The sequence below is a fragment of the Micromonospora costi genome, assembly GCF_003626655.1.
GTDB classification, from domain to species: domain Bacteria; phylum Actinomycetota; class Actinomycetes; order Mycobacteriales; family Micromonosporaceae; genus Micromonospora; species Micromonospora costi.
The window spans coordinates 54,963-69,130 of the sequence record NZ_RBAN01000011.1 but is presented as its reverse complement, the minus strand read 5'-3'; the positions used below and the strand labels follow the sequence as shown (position 1 = coordinate 69,130).

Here is a 14,168-nt window from a genome sequence, read left to right as displayed (position 1 = left end):
GACGATCCGGGCCGCACCAGGATCGCCACGACCGCTCACCACGGCCTCACCGCCCGTGGCGGCGACAGCGCCCCCGCGACGGCGGTCGAGGGGCCCGACCGGCGCCCGCCTCACCATCAGCTCACCGGCGACCGGGCACGTCCACTCGCGACGCTTGACAACCATCGGGGAGTGCCGGACGGTCACACCTGACATGGAATTCCGACTGCTCGGACCGTTCGAGGCGTACCAGGACGGTCACCGGGTCGATCTCGGCAGCCGTCGGCAGGAGCGGTGCATCCTCGCCGTGCTCCTGCTCGAAGCGGACCATCTGGTCCCCACCGACCGCCTCATCGACCTGCTGTGGAACGGCCGCCCACCCGCGTCGGCACGAAGGGCGCTGCACACCTACATCGGCCGGCTCCGGGCGTCGCTGGCGCCCTACGCGGTGCGGATCCGCACCGGCGGCGACGGCTACCTGGTCGAACGGGGCGAGCACACCATCGACGCCGACGAGTTCAGCGCGCTCGCCTACCGTGCGAGCGGCACCACCGATCCGGCGGAGCGGGTACGCCTGCTCGACCGGGCCTTGGCCCTGTGGCGTGGCCCGGTGCTGGCCGGCACCGCCGACGGGGACCTGCGGGAACGGCTGCACGGCCCGCTCGAGGAACTCCGGCTCACCGGCCTCGAGCTGCGGGCCGAGGCGCAGCTGGCGCTCGGCCGGCACCTCCGCGTGATCAACGAGTTGACGCCGCTGCTCGCCCTGCACCCGACGCGGGAGCAGTTCGCCGCCACTCTCATGACCGCGCTGTACCGGGGCGGGCGGCAGGCCGACGCGTTGGCGCTCTACCGGTCGACCCGGCGGACGCTGGTCGAGGAGCTCGGGATCGAGCCGGGCATGCGTCTGCGGGAGGTCCAGCGGCGGATCCTCCGCGACGACCACCGGCTCGACCGCCCCGGCCGGCCCGTGTACGAGGTGCGGGTCCGCGACGAATGCCTACCGTGGAGCGTCGGCGGGCATCCGGCGCTGGAGTTCTGCAACACCTTCGCGGGGTGGGGACACGAGCCTCCGCTACCCGGCTCCGAGTGGCTCCGCGAGTACCGCACCCTGGCCGTGTGGACGGGCCACGTCGGGCTCACGGACGACGCCGCGGTGAGCCGGTTGATCGACCTGGCCCGGCGCGACCCCGAGGCGGCCGCCGCCGAACTCGACACGGCACGCGCTCTCCGCACCCGGCTGTACGCCTGCCTGACCGATCCGGGCGACCGGCCGGCGTTCGAGGCCGTCGCCCGGTACGCGGAGGCGGCCGCCAGGACCCTGGTGTTCCGGCGCGATGCGGACGGTCGCGGACGGTGGTGGCCCGACCTGTCGGCCGGCCTCCGGCTGCCGGTGCACGCCGCCGCCTGGAGCGCCGCCGAACTCCTCGCCGACCCGCGCCGGTTCACCATCCGGGCGTGCCCCGACCGGCGCTGCGGCTGGCTGTTCCTCGACGAGAGCGGCATGCGCCGCTGGTGCAGTCTGGCCACCTGCGGCCGGCCCGCCGCCGCGCCGTGCCAGGTCGCGTGACCGGCGCGGGCGGCTGCCGACGGGGGCGGGAGACCGCGCCGTTCAGCGCTCGATCGGAGACGCGGGACCGCGCCGTTCAGCGCTCGATCGGAGACGCGGGACCGCGCCGTTCAGCGCTCGATCGGGGGCCGGGTGCGCGCCCGCTTCAGCTCGAAGAACCCATCGGTGCCCGCCACGAGCAGGACGCCGTCCCACAGGCGTCCGGCGTCCTCGCCGCGCGGGGCGGGGGCCACCACCGGGCCGAAGAACGCGGTCCGCCGGCCGTCGACCGTGACGTGGATGGTCGGGGTGCCCAGGTCCTCACCGACCGGCTCCAGGCCGGCGTGGTGGCTCGCCAGCAGCGCCGCGTCGTACTCGGTGCTGTCGGCCGCGTCGGCCAGCTCCGGGGCGAGCCCCAGCTCGGTCAGCGCCGCGACGTAGAGCTCCCGGCCGATCGGGGCACGCTCGTGGTGGATGCGGTTGCCCAGCGCGGTGTAGAGGTCGCGCAGCACCTCCGGCCCGTACTTCTGCTCGGCGGCGACGGCCACCCGCACCGGGCCCATCCCGGGCTTGAGCCACTCGCGGTACCACTCCTCGATCCCGTCCCGTCCGTCGTTGAGCACGAACAGGCTCATCACGTGGAAACGGACGGTCACCGGTCGGACCCGTTCCACCTCGAGCAGCCAACGCGAGGCGTTCCAGGCCCACGGGCAGCGCGGGTCGAACCACATGTCGGCGGTCGTCATGATCTCTTCCAGCCCCTCTCGGCATCGGTACGCTCCCCACTCTGCCGGTCCGATCGGCCCATCGGCAGAGCCGTTTCCCGCCTCTGTTCATGGGCCAATCCGCCCGTCCGGCCGCCGCCGCCACGCCGGCGTGCCGCCGCCTGGCCGGGTGCGGCAGGATGGCCGCGTGGCGAAGCGTGGCGGCCGGCGGGGCGTGGGCGGTGAACGGTCGGCGGCCTGTCCCTGCGGTTCCGGCCACCCGTACGCGCAGTGCTGCGGCCCGCTGCACCGCGGCACGGCCGACGCTCCCACCGCCGAGGCGCTCATGCGCTCCCGGTTCAGCGCCTTCGCCGTGGGAGACGCCGCGTACCTGCTGCGCAGCTGGCACGAGAGCACCCGGCCGGCCCGGCTCGACCTGGACCCGGCCCAGCGGTGGATCCGGCTGGAGATCGTCGACACCGCGGCCGGGGGCCTCTTCGACAGCACCGGCACGGTCGCGTTCCGCGCCCACTACCGCGCCGGCGGCAGCGCCGGGACCCTCGTCGAGCGGAGCCGGTTCGTCCGCACCGACGGCCGCTGGGTCTACCTGGACGGCGACCAGACCTGACGGCGCGTCGGGCCCGCGCGGCGGCCCGTCCGGACGCTATGCTGGCGGCGGCGCAGTCCCGCGCCTCACCTCCCTTCCGGCGCTCACGCCGCCGGCCTCGCGGAGGCAAAGGGGGCCCCGAGCCCTCGGGACGCGGTGCCACATGCCCCAATCCGGCGGGGTCGACGGGAGCGTGAGTCCCTGCGGTCGCGCCGTTGACAGGGAGCATGTGATGACCAGTCGAAAGTCGTTCAAGTCCCGGATACGCACCCGCATGGACAAGACCGGCGAGAGCTACACGGCGGCCCGCCGGCAGCTGCTCGCCCACATTCCCGCCACCGCCACCGCCCCGGATGCGACCGACCCGTCCGGGACCGCGCCGGTCTTGCCCGCGACCGCACCGGCACCGCCCGCGCCGGCCGGCACGAGCGCCGGTGCCGCGGAACAGATTGAGCGGATCGCCGACCCGCTGCTGCGCGAGCGCACCGGCCGTGACTGGCAGGAGTGGTTCGGCCTGCTCGACGCGGTGGACGCGACCGGGCTCACCCACACCGAGATCGCCCGGTGGCTGGTCACCGTGCACGAGGTGCCCGGCTGGTGGGCGCAGACCGTGACCGTGGGCTACGAGCAGGCCCGCGGGCTGCGGCGGCCCGGCCAGCGGCGCGACGGCGGCTACAGCGCTGGCGGAAGCCGGACGGTCGGCGTACCGGTGGAGCGGCTCTTCGCGGCCTTCGCCAACGAGACGCTGCGCGCGCGCTGGCTGCCGGGCGTCGAGGTACGGCTGCGGACGGCCACCCCGCCCCGCACCTACCGCGCGGACTGGGCCGGCGGCCCCACGCGGATCGTGGCCGGTTTCACGGCGATTGGGCCGACCCGGTCACGGGTGGCCGTCCAACACGAGAAGCTGACCGGTGCGGAGCAGGCGGCGGAGCTGAAGGCGTACTGGCGGGACCGGCTGGCCGCGCTCAAGCAGCTCCTCGAGGCGGACGGAGACGCGCAGTGACCATCACGACCTTCATCAACCTGCCCGTACGCGACCTGCTCACGGCCGCGGAGTTCTTCCGGTCGGTCGGCTTCACCGGCGAGCGGCCGACGGCCGACGCCACCGCCCTGCAGCTGACCCTCAACGAGACGACCCAGCTGATGCTGCACATCGCGTCCTCGTTCGAGGAGTACACCGGAGTCGCGGTCACCGACACGACGACCAGCCGCGAGGTGATCGTCGGGCTGGCCACCGACAGCCGGGAGCGGGTCGACGACCTGGTCGACCGGGCCGTGGCGGCCGGCGGGGAGGCCCTCGGCCCGGGCCGGGACACCGGCCCGTTCTACATGCGCGGGTTCCGCGACATCGACGGCCACCAGTGGTCGTTCCTGCACCTGGCCGGCTGAGGAGGGGCACCGGCCGGGTCGACGAGGGACGCGGGGCGGGCGCGGGTCAGCCGAAACTGACCCGCGCCAGCCAGAGGTCGAGCAGGGCGCGGTCGCCGAGCACCTCCACGGTGCCGTCGGCCGGCGAGCGGCGCCCGTAGACGGTGAGCAGCAGCTCGGTGAGCGGGCCGCGGACCGCGACCGCCGCCTTCTCGTGGGCGCGCCGCCAGCTGCCCACCTCGCCGGTCAGGTCGACCAGCCACTCCGCCCCCACTCCGGGCGCCGTGTCGGTGGCGTGCAGGTGCAGGGTGCGCCCGGGGCCGAACAGCTCCCGCCGCTCGGGCCTGATCTCGAGCATGACGGGCAGCGAGTCCAGTTCCATCCACTCGTCGAGCGCGTCGACCACCACCGCCTCGGCGGCGTCGAACGGCACGCCGAGGGCTAGTGCGGCGTCGGCCCGGTGCACGAGCGTCTCGTGGGCGAAACGGCGGGCGTAGAAGGCGGCGTCCGCGCGACCCGGGATCGGCGTCCAGACCCGGGTGTCGGGGCCGGCGGCGCGCAGGGTGTCGGCGAGCCGGGTGGCGCCCGCGACGAGCCACGACCCGACCACCTCCGGGTCGCCGTCGGTGTGCCCCGACAGCTCCCGCAGCTCCGTGTCGGGCAGCGGGGCCTCGGCCCGGGTGCGCACGATCTCCTCGGCCCAGCGGTGACCGGCGCCCAGGTGCCGCGCGAGCTGGGCGGTCGTCCAGCCGGGGCACGACGGGACCGGGGACAGCAGGTCGGCGCCGGCCAGGTGCTTGGCCATCAGCTCGGCCTGGTCGACGATCTCGGCGCACCAGCCGTCGAAGCCCATCCCAGTCATGCGGTCACCCTAGCCACCGCCCCCGACACCGGGGCCGCCCCGACACGCGTCCGCCGCCGCGAACGTCGATCAGGCGCCGGTGCCGGCCCGCGCGGCGACCGGAGGTGGCGCGCTCGGGCCCGGTCGCCGGCTGCCCCCGCCGACGAGCGCGAGCAGCACCGCCACCCCCAGATACGGCACGGCGGCCACCGCGAACGCGACGGCGTTGCCCGCGCCCGTGGCCACCAGGGCGTAGCCCGCGTACACCGCGATGATCGTGACGTCGGTGGCCATGCCGGCCAGGGACGTCACGGTGGCCCGGCTCGGTCCGGAGATCCGGGCCTGCAACCGGGCCTCGGTCAGCACCGTGGCGAGTTGGAAGGCGCAGAAGGCCACCGCGATCAGGGCGAACCCCGACGGGTGGCCGGTCAGCGCGCCGGCGGCCAGGGCCGTCGCGGCGAGACCCAGCAGCACGGCGAACCCGCGGGTGGTGAGCCGCTCCCCCCACGGCGTGAGCAGACCACCCACGGTCACCCCGACCCAGACGGGCAGGAGCAGCAGCGGCACCGTCCGCGCGTCGACGCCGGTGTCCTGCGCCAGCAACGGGGTGTACTCGTCGAGGGCGCCCCACACCGCGGCCACCGCCGCGATCAGGAGCACCGCGGCGCGTACCGGCCGGGAGGTGCGGGCCTCGGCCAGCCCGAGGCGCAGGCTCGCGCCCCACCCGGGGTCCTCCTCCTCCGGCGGCCCGGAGTCGCCTCCGTCCCGTACGCCGGCACGGTCCTCGGGGAGGAGCGTGGCGACGGCTGCGGCGAGCACGCACGCCCCGACGCTCGCCGCGCCCACGGCGGAGTAGCCGCCGGCCGCGAGCACGGGGCCGGCCAGCACGATCGAGGCGAGCGCGCCGAGCACCTCGGCCGTCCGGGCCCGCCCCATGACCCGGGCGTACCGGCCGGCCGCGCCGCGCCGGTCCAGTTCGGTGTAGACCAGCGCCTCCTGCGCGCCGGAGCCCAGAGCGCCACCCGCGCCCCAGAGCAGGAAGCCGACGGCGAACGCCGGGTACGACGGCAGCAGCACCCAGACGGCGAAGCCGGCCGCGGTGACCAGCGGCGCGAGGCACAGCAGCAGCCGCCGCGAGACGGCGTCAGCCCAGGCGCCGGAGGGCACCTCCAGCACGATCGAGCTGACCGACCAGATGACGAACAGCGAGGAGATCTGCCAGACCGACAGACCGGTGTCGGCGAAGAGCAGCGCGTACACCGGGTAGAGCAGGACGAGGTCGCCCAGGAACGCGTACGCGTAGAGAGTGGCGGCCAGGCGGCGGGTGCCGCGGCCGGGCGCGGTGGTCACAGTGGTGGGGCCTTCCCGTGAGGACGAATCGGACGCCGGAGGTACGGCGGCCGAGGCGGCCCACGGGGCTGGTCCTCAGCGGTGCGTCAACATCGCCACGTCATGCCGCCGATGCTAGTCGCCGGCGGCGTGCCTGGGCCAGCGATCCGCCGGCGGCGCGCACACGACGGGGTGGGACGCGCCCGTCCCACCCCGCCGTGTCTCCCGCGAGGATCAGCGCCCGTCCGACCCCCGCTCGACGGGCGGGATGACCATGGTGGCCTCACTGTCGTCCGGCGTGCGCTGCGCGGGCGCCGGGGCGACGGGCGAGGTGCGCTGAGTGGTGTCGGCGTCGGCCGCCCGGGGCACCACCTGGGTCGCGTCCGGGTCGGCGGGTCGGGTGACCACCTGGGTCTCCTCCGGGTCGGCCGCCCTGGTCACCTGCGTAGCGTCGGGGTCGTCGGTGACCGGCCGGGACAGCTCGGCCTCCGCGTCGCGCCGCTCCGCCTGGTAGGCGCGGGCGTGGGTGGCGATCACGCGGGACTCCTGCTCGGCACGGGCCAGCCAGGACTCCCAGCGGCTCTGCATCGGACGGACGAGGCCGCCGCCCACGCCGACCACGAGGATGCCGCCGGCCGTGGCCAGCACCGCGACCAGCACCGGCGTGGTGACCGTGGTGGCCACGCCGATCTGGTTGAGCGCCGCGATGATGCCCAGGCCGAGCAGGAAGACGTACGCGATGGTGGCCAGCACCCGGCCGTACGAGAGGCCGCCGAGCGCACCACCGATGATGTCCTTGACGGCGCTGGCGATGGCCGCCGCGACCACCACGATGACGATCGCCACGAACGCGCGCGGCAGCCAGGCGATCACACCGGCGATCAGGTCGGAGATCGGATTCGGGCCCCAGATCCCGAAGGCCAGCTGGAGGGTGACCAGCAGCAGGCCGTAGTAGACGAGCTTGGCGACGATGTCGCTGGCGTCGTACCGGGAGCGGCTCAACGCCCGGCGGATGCCGCCGCGGTCGACGGCGCGGTCGAAGCCGACCCGCTCCAGGACCTTGTCCACGATCTTCAGCGCGGCCTTGGCGATCAGCCACCCGACGATCAGGATCGCCAGGAAGGCGACCGCCTTCGGCACGAAGAGCATCACCGCGCGGAGCGCGTCGCCCACCGCGTCGCCCACGTTGTCTCGCATTCGAAGTCCTCCACACCGGGATGGGTCGCACCTGTCGGTGCCGACCTACCCGGGGCGTACCGGACTTCAAACGCCGAACGGGACGGTCCCGCCGTCAGGACGGCGGGCGACCTCCGTGGCCGTCGCCCTCGGCCGCGCCCGCCACGCCCTCGGTGACCGGTCCGAGGTCCGGCGGTCGCGCGGCGGTCCCGAGGTCCGGCGCGGCGGTGGCCGGCCCGCCCGGAGACCGGGCGATCTGGTCGAAGAACCGCAGCAGCTCGACCGGGAACGGCATCACGAGGGTGCTGTTCTTCTCGGCGGCCACGTCGACCACCGTCTGCAACAGTCGCAGCTGGTACGCGCCGGGCGTGGCCGCCATCGCCCGGGACGCGTCGGCGAGCCGGCGCGACGCCTGGAACTCGCCGTCCGCGGCGATCACCCGGGCCCGGCGCTCCCGCTCGGCCTCGGCCTGCCGGGACATCGAGCGCTTCATGCCCTCGGGCAGCGAGACGTCCTTGACCTCGACCCGTTCGATCAGGAGTCCCCACGGCTTCTCCGTCGGCGCGTCGATGACGGCCTTCAGTTCGGCGTTGATCCGGTCCCGGTCGCCGAGCAGGGTGTCCAGGTCGGCCTTGCCGATCACCGAACGCAACGCCGTCTGCGCCACCTGGAGCACGGCCGACGGGTAGTCGTGCACGTTGACCAGCGCCTTGACCGGGTCGACCACCCGGTAGTAGACGACGGCGTCGACGGTGAGGGTGACGTTGTCGCGGGTGATGGCGCCCTGCGCCGGCACACCGATCACCGTGGTCTGCATGCTGACCCGCACCATCCGGTCGGCGATCGGGACGATCAGGTGCAGGCCCGGCTGGCGGATGCCCTCCAGCACCCGGCCGAACCGGAAGACGATGCCGCGCTGGTACTGCTGCACCAGGCGGAGGCTCAGCGCCAGCACGATCAGCACGATCACCACGACGATGACGACGGCGACCACCACGGCGGCTCCCATGGCACCCCCGATCCGGTCCGACACCCGCGTTGCGGCAGGGCGCATACCCGCTGATCCGGCCGACAGTCCTGCGAGTCGTGCCGAATCGGGGCACCGGAGTCGACGACGCGGGGGCGCGGGCCGCGTACCCGGGATTGGATCTCGCTCCGGTGCCGGCCGGCCTCCCTACGATGGCGTCCCACCGCCGGCCCCTGGAGGACGCCATGCTGGAGCGCTTCGCCGACCTGACCACGCCGCTGCTCGCGGACGCCTGCGTACGCCTCGGTGTGCCGCTGCGCGCCGCGCCGCCCGGCGTCCGGCCGGTGACCGCGGGCCAGCGGATCGCCGGGCGGGTGCTGCCGGCGCGGCACTACGGCAGCGTGGACGTGTTCCTGGAGGCGTTCGGTGACGCGGTACCGGGCGACGTGCTGGTGGTCGACAACGGCGGCCGGTCCGACGAGGCCTGCGTGGGTGACCTCGCGGTGCTGGAGGCCGCCGCGGCGGGCGTGACCGGCCTGGTGGTGTGGGGGCTGCACCGCGACACCGCCGAGCTGGTCGAGATCGGGGTGCCGGTGTTCAGCTACGGCAGCTACCCGCCGGGGCCGGTGCGCGTCGACGAGCGGGAGCCGGAGGCGCTGGTCACCGCCCGGGTCGGCGCTCACGAGGTGGGCCGGGACGACCTCGTCTTCGGCGACGACGACGGCGTGCTGTTCGTGGCCGGCGACCGCGCGGCCGAGGTGTTGGCCACGGCGGCCGGTATCCGGCAGGTCGAGCGCGAGCAGGCGACCCGCATCCGGTCGGGTGAGACCCTGCGGCGGCAGACGGCCTTCGACGACTTCCTGGCCCGCCGTGCCGCCGATCCGGCGTACACGTTCCGCCGGCACCTGCGCCGCATCGGCGGGGCCATCGAGGAGTGAGTCGGTTTGACGCCCGTCGACCCCTAGCGCGGCGCCGAGCGTTGGCAATATCCTCCACATCACGCGCGGCCTCTGGAGCTACTTTTCACGACCCCCGCCCGGCCGCAGAGGAGCTGTCATGCACGTCGACCATTCCGAACTGGACCGTCGCACCCTGCTGCGGGCCGGCCTCGGCGCCGCCACCGTCGCGGTCGTCGGGAGCGAACTCGCCTTCCCGGCCGCCGCCCAGGCCGCGCCGGGCGCCGACCTGGACTGGATCATCAGCTGTGACGAGTGGGGGGCCCGGCCGCCCGCCGACCCGCTGTCGGTCAGCGCCATCGCCACCAACAAGATCATCGTGCACCACATGGCCTTCCCGAACGTCACCGACTACTCCGAGGCGCAGGCCGTCAAGCTGGCCCGCGACTGCCAGGACCTGCACATGGACGGCAACGGCTGGTCCGACACCGGTCAGCACTTCACCGTCAGCCGGGGCGGCTACGTGCTGGAGGGCCGGCGAGGCAGCCTGGAGCGTCTCCAGGCCGGCGACCGGCAGATGATCTCGGCCCACTGCCCCGGCGAGAACGGGCGGGCCATCGGGATCGAGAACGAGGGCACCTACGTCACCGAGACGCCGCCGCAGGCCCTGCTGGACTCGCTGGTGAAGCTCTGCGTCGCGGTCTGCCAGCAGTACGGGCTGCACGCGCACGACATCTTCGGCCACTGGGACTTCCGCAACACGCAGTGCCCGGGCGCCGCGTTCTACCGGCAGTTCCCCACCCTGCGTCGCCGCGTGTTCGCGGCGCTCGGCACCGACCTGGCCGACGTGCCGGCCCGCCGCTGGCCGGACCTGTGGCGCTTCGTCAGCTCGCCGGCCGTGCAGGTGGTGCAGTACCTGCTCGCCCACCGCGGCTACGCCGTCCCGGTCAACAGCGTCTTCGACGCGGCGACCGTGGCCGCCGTGCAGGACTGGCAGTACCGCAACGGCATCCCCGTGGACGTCGACGCCACGCTCACCCCGCAGACCTGGGAGACCCTCGTCCCCGAGTTGGACAAGGACGCGACCGGCCTGCCGGTCAGCGCCGTGCAGTTCATCCTCGCCATCAAGGGCTACGCCGAGGTCGCCGTCACCGGCGAGTACGACCACGCGACCCGCACGGCGGTGCAGGACCTCCAGGCCCTGCACGGCCTGCCGCGCAACGGCAAGGTCACCACCAGCACCTGGTGCGCCATCGTGGGTGGCGTGACGCGGCAGTCCTTCAAGCGCCACTGAGCACCGCGCGGGCGGGGGCGGCCGGCGCACGGCCGTTCCCCCGCCCGCACCGGAAACGCCCTCGCGCCTCGTTGTCCCGCGCCACCTGGTCTGCCACGATGACGCAGGTCACGACCAAGGAGGGTGCTGTGGCTTCTCGACTCAACCCGTACGTGAACTTCCCCGGCACCGCCCGGGAGGCGATGGAGTTCTACCACCGGATCTTCGGCGGATCGCTGCGCATGAACACCTTCGGCGAGTTCGGCAGCCAGGAGCCGACGATCGCCAACCAGATCATGCACGCCATGCTGGAGACCGACGCCGGTTTCACGCTGATGGCGTCGGACCTCCCGCCCGGCATGCCGCACGACGCGGGCAACACCGTGAGCATCAGCATCAGCGGCGACGACGCCGACGATCTGCGCCGTTACTGGGAGCAGCTCAGCGAGGGCGGCGTCGTGTCGATGCCGCTGGAGAAGCAGATGTGGGGCGACGAGTTCGGCATGTGCACCGACCGCTTCGGCATCCAGTGGATGGTCGACATCACCCCGCCGCAGGGCTGATCCCCGTCCCGGACGACGCGGCCACGGGTCGGCCCGGCCGCCCGGGGCGGTTTGCCCGCGCGTGATCCCGGAAAGAGTGCGGGCATGACGTGGGCCCGACGAGTCGTACCCGCCGCGGCGGCCGCCCTCGCGGCCCTCGCCGCGCGGGACCTGGTGCAGCGCGACCACGCGCTGCTGCGCAACTTCCCGATCCTCGGTCGGGCCCGGTACCTGCTGGAGGCCATCGGGCCCGAGTTGCGGCAGTACATCGTGGCCGGCAACAACGAGGAACGGCCCTTCACCCGCGACCAGCGCCGCTGGGTGTACGCGTCGGCGAAGCAGCAGAACAACTACTTCGGCTTCGGCACGGACAACGACATCGAGTACACCCCGGGCTATCCGATCATCAAGCACCGCACCTTCGGCCGGGCCGTCCCCCCGTCGACCCCCGCCGCCGGCCACGACGTGCGGCTGCCCTGCGCCAAGGTGCTCGGGGCGGCCCGCGGCCGGGCCGGCGCCTTCCGGCCCGAGTCGGTCGTGAACATCTCCGGGATGAGTTTCGGGTCGCTCTCCGGCAACGCCGTCGAGGCGTTGAACCGCGGCGCGGCGCTGGCCGGCTGCCTGCAGAACACCGGCGAGGGCGGTCTGTCACCGTACCACCGCAACGGCGGTGACCTGGTCTTCCAGATCGGCACCGCCTACTTCGGATGCCGGGACGAGCGGGGGCGGTTCAGCCTGGACCGGCTCCGGGACCTGGTCGCCGGCGCGCCCGTCCGGGCGCTGGAGATCAAACTCAGCCAGGGCGCCAAGCCCAGCCTCGGCGGGCTGCTGCCGGGGGCCAAGGTCTCCGCGGAGATCGCGGCGACCCGGGGCGTGCCCGAGGGTCGGGACTGCGTGAGCCCGTCCCGGCACGCGGAGTTCTCCGACTGCGACAGCCTCCTGGACTGGGTGGAGCTGCTCGCGGCCGAGACCGGGCTGCCGGTCGGCATCAAGTCGGCGGTTGGCGACCTCGGCTTCTGGCGGGAGCTGACCGACCTGATGCGGGACACCGGCCGCGGCGTCGACTTCGTGACCGTCGACGGCGGCGAGGGCGGAACCGGTGCGGCGCCGCTGATCTTCACGGACTCCGTGTCCCTGCCGTTCCAGCAGGGCTTCTCCCGCGTCTACACCCTCTTCGCCGAGCGGAACCTGCACGAGCGGGTCGTCTTCGTCGGCGCGGGCAAGCTCGGCCTGCCCGACAACGCCGTCGTGGCGTTCGCGCTCGGCTGCGACATGGTGAACGTCGGCCGGGAGGCGATGCTGGCGATCGGCTGCATCCAGGCGCAGAAGTGCCACACCGACACCTGCCCCACCGGCGTGGCCACCCAGAACGCGTGGCTCGCCCGCGGCCTGGACCCGGCACGGAAGGCGGTCCGCGCGGCCAACTACATCAGGACGCTGCGCCGTGACCTCATGAAGGTGGCCGAGGCCTGCGGGGTCGAGCACCCCGGGCTGATCGACACCGACGTCGTGGAGTTCCTCGACGGCCGCACCGGCTCCACCCCACTGCACGAGGTGTACGGCTACCGGCCCGGGTGGGGGCTGCCGGCCGCGCGGGACCGGGCGGAGATCGTCCGGCTGATGACCGGCGAGGCGCCGCAGGGCGGCACCGCACCGCCGTCCCCGACCGCGGTGGGCTGACCCGCGCCGGCGGCGGGCGCCGCCGGATCCACTGACGGAAGGTGTCAGGGAGGCGTCGCTAGCGTGCGCCGCATGACGAACACCGACTTCGACTTCCTCACCGGACACTGGCACAGCCGGCAGCGCCGCCTCGGAAAGGTCCTCGCCGGACACGACGAGTGGTACGAGTTCGACGCCACGCTGGACTGTCAGGTGCTGCTGGACGGCAACGGCGTGTTCGACGTCCTGCGCGCCCCCGAGCGTGACCTCGAAGGCGTCACCCTGCGGCTCTACAGCCCCGAGGAGCGGGTGTGGCGGATCTGGTGGGCGTCGCGGGCCAGCGGTGGGCGGCTGGACGTACCGGTCGTCGGCCGGTTCGCCGACGGGACCGGCACGTTCGAGTGCGACGACACCTGGGAGGGCCGGCCGATCCGGGTGCGCTACGTCTGGTCCGACGTCGATACCCCGCGTCCCCGCTGGGAGCAGGCGTTCTCTCCCGACGGTGGGCGCACCTGGGAGGTCAACTGGGTGGCCCGCTTCAACCGCGAGCCCTCGGTCGGCTGACCGGGTCTCGCCACCGGCGCGAAGAACCGCCGCCGCGCGCAACCGCCGCCGCCAAGGACCGCCGCCGCTGGAGAACCACGCCGGCGGCAATCGGCGGCGGCGCGCGACCGGCGAAAAACCGGCGGCGGGACGCGGCCGGCGTCCCTATCGTGGGCCGGTGCTGATCAGACGCGAGACCCCCGGCGACGTTGACGCGATCCGCGCGGTGCACGCCGCCGCCTTCGCCAGCCCGGACGCTCCGGACGCCACACCCGTCGAGGCCACCCTCGTCGACGCGCTGCGCGCCGACGACGGCTGGCTGCCGGCCCTGTCCCTGGTGGCGACGGACCCCGACGGCACGGTGGTCGGGCACGTGGTGTGCACCCGCGGGTGGGTGGCCGGCCGGCCCGTCGCGCTGGGCCTGGGGCCGCTCGGCGTACGGCCGGACCGGCAACACGGCGGCGTGGGCTCCGCGTTGATGCACGCGGTGCTCGCCGCGGCCGACGCGCGCGACGAGCCGCTGGTCGTGCTGCTCGGGCACCCCGGGTACTACCCGCGCTTCGGGTTCCGGCCCGCCGTCGAGCACGGCGTCACCCCACCGGTGGCCGCGTGGGGGCCGCAGTACTTCATGGCCCGGCCGCTGAGCGCCTGGGATCCCTCGATCCGCGGCGAGTTCGCGTACGCGAAGCCTTTCCGCGACCTCTGACCTTTCCGATCGTGACCGGAGTGTTGCATTCT

Annotated in this window: 15 protein-coding genes; 10 read left to right on the top strand and 5 right to left on the bottom strand. The window is 74.0% G+C overall.

The annotated features are described in order from the left end of the window. Positions 1–193: 193 nt before the first annotated feature. Complete coding sequence (locus D7193_RS31965) at positions 194–1,546, top strand: BTAD domain-containing putative transcriptional regulator (RefSeq protein WP_120783403.1); 1,353 nt, start codon at positions 194–196, stop codon at positions 1,544–1,546. A 110-nt stretch (positions 1,547–1,656) separates the two neighbouring features. On the opposite strand, the gene D7193_RS31960 is transcribed toward D7193_RS31965, so the two are convergent. Beyond that, on the bottom strand, positions 1,657–2,271 hold the full coding sequence (locus tag D7193_RS31960) for a DsbA family protein (protein WP_120783402.1): 615 nt from the start codon (positions 2,269–2,271) through the stop codon (positions 1,657–1,659). A 166-nt stretch (positions 2,272–2,437) separates the two neighbouring features. Between D7193_RS31960 and D7193_RS31955 the strand changes: the two genes are divergently transcribed. From D7193_RS31955 to D7193_RS31945, 3 genes are all read left to right on the top strand, one after another. Continuing rightward, the gene (locus tag D7193_RS31955; protein ID WP_120783401.1) at positions 2,438–2,857 is read left to right on the top strand and encodes a YchJ family protein; all 420 of its coding nucleotides are present in this window, start codon (positions 2,438–2,440) and stop codon (positions 2,855–2,857) included. A gap of 211 nt (positions 2,858–3,068) precedes the next feature. Next, a complete protein-coding gene (locus tag D7193_RS31950) occupies positions 3,069–3,839 on the top strand; it encodes a hypothetical protein (RefSeq protein WP_174242796.1) in 771 nt (256 codons plus the stop codon). Continuing rightward, positions 3,836–4,225: a VOC family protein gene (locus D7193_RS31945; RefSeq protein ID WP_120783399.1), complete on the top strand. Its 390-nt coding sequence runs from the start codon at positions 3,836–3,838 to the stop codon at positions 4,223–4,225. Before D7193_RS31950 ends, D7193_RS31945 begins: the two co-directional genes overlap by 4 nt. A gap of 46 nt (positions 4,226–4,271) precedes the next feature. Here the strand turns inward: D7193_RS31945 and D7193_RS31940 are convergent, their stop codons facing one another. The 4 genes from D7193_RS31940 to D7193_RS31925 form a co-directional block, all read right to left on the bottom strand. Further along, positions 4,272–5,066, bottom strand: a complete 795-nt coding sequence (locus tag D7193_RS31940; protein ID WP_120783398.1) for a maleylpyruvate isomerase family mycothiol-dependent enzyme — start codon at positions 5,064–5,066, stop codon at positions 4,272–4,274. Positions 5,067–5,135: 69 nt separating this feature from the next. Further along, a complete protein-coding gene (locus D7193_RS31935) occupies positions 5,136–6,395 on the bottom strand; it encodes an MFS transporter (RefSeq protein WP_120783397.1) in 1,260 nt (419 codons plus the stop codon). Between the two features lie 213 nt (positions 6,396–6,608). Beyond that, the gene (locus D7193_RS31930) at positions 6,609–7,571 is read right to left on the bottom strand and encodes a mechanosensitive ion channel family protein (RefSeq protein ID WP_120783396.1); all 963 of its coding nucleotides are present in this window, start codon (positions 7,569–7,571) and stop codon (positions 6,609–6,611) included. Between the two features lie 94 nt (positions 7,572–7,665). After that, positions 7,666–8,559 carry a slipin family protein gene (locus D7193_RS31925; RefSeq protein WP_120783443.1) on the bottom strand — a complete coding sequence of 298 codons (894 nt, stop codon included), beginning with the start codon at positions 8,557–8,559 and terminating at the stop codon, positions 7,666–7,668. A 170-nt stretch (positions 8,560–8,729) separates the two neighbouring features. Here D7193_RS31925 and D7193_RS31920 point away from each other — a divergent pair, with 170 nt between their 5' ends. From D7193_RS31920 to D7193_RS31895, 6 genes are all read left to right on the top strand, one after another. Then, positions 8,730–9,455: an RraA family protein gene (locus D7193_RS31920; protein WP_206612043.1), complete on the top strand. Its 726-nt coding sequence runs from the start codon at positions 8,730–8,732 to the stop codon at positions 9,453–9,455. A 118-nt stretch (positions 9,456–9,573) separates the two neighbouring features. Continuing rightward, entirely contained in the window at positions 9,574–10,707 is a 1,134-nt protein-coding gene (locus D7193_RS31915; protein ID WP_120783395.1) for a peptidoglycan recognition protein family protein, read from the top strand. Between the two features lie 128 nt (positions 10,708–10,835). Beyond that, complete coding sequence (locus D7193_RS31910) at positions 10,836–11,249, top strand: VOC family protein (RefSeq protein ID WP_120783394.1); 414 nt, start codon at positions 10,836–10,838, stop codon at positions 11,247–11,249. A gap of 84 nt (positions 11,250–11,333) precedes the next feature. After that, entirely contained in the window at positions 11,334–12,908 is a 1,575-nt protein-coding gene (locus tag D7193_RS31905; protein WP_120783393.1) for an FMN-binding glutamate synthase family protein, read from the top strand. Between the two features lie 72 nt (positions 12,909–12,980). Then, entirely contained in the window at positions 12,981–13,451 is a 471-nt protein-coding gene (locus D7193_RS31900) for a hypothetical protein (RefSeq protein WP_120783392.1), read from the top strand. 157 nt (positions 13,452–13,608) lie between these two features. Continuing rightward, positions 13,609–14,136: a GNAT family N-acetyltransferase gene (locus tag D7193_RS31895; protein WP_120783391.1), complete on the top strand. Its 528-nt coding sequence runs from the start codon at positions 13,609–13,611 to the stop codon at positions 14,134–14,136. The last annotated feature ends 32 nt before the right edge of the window (positions 14,137–14,168 follow it).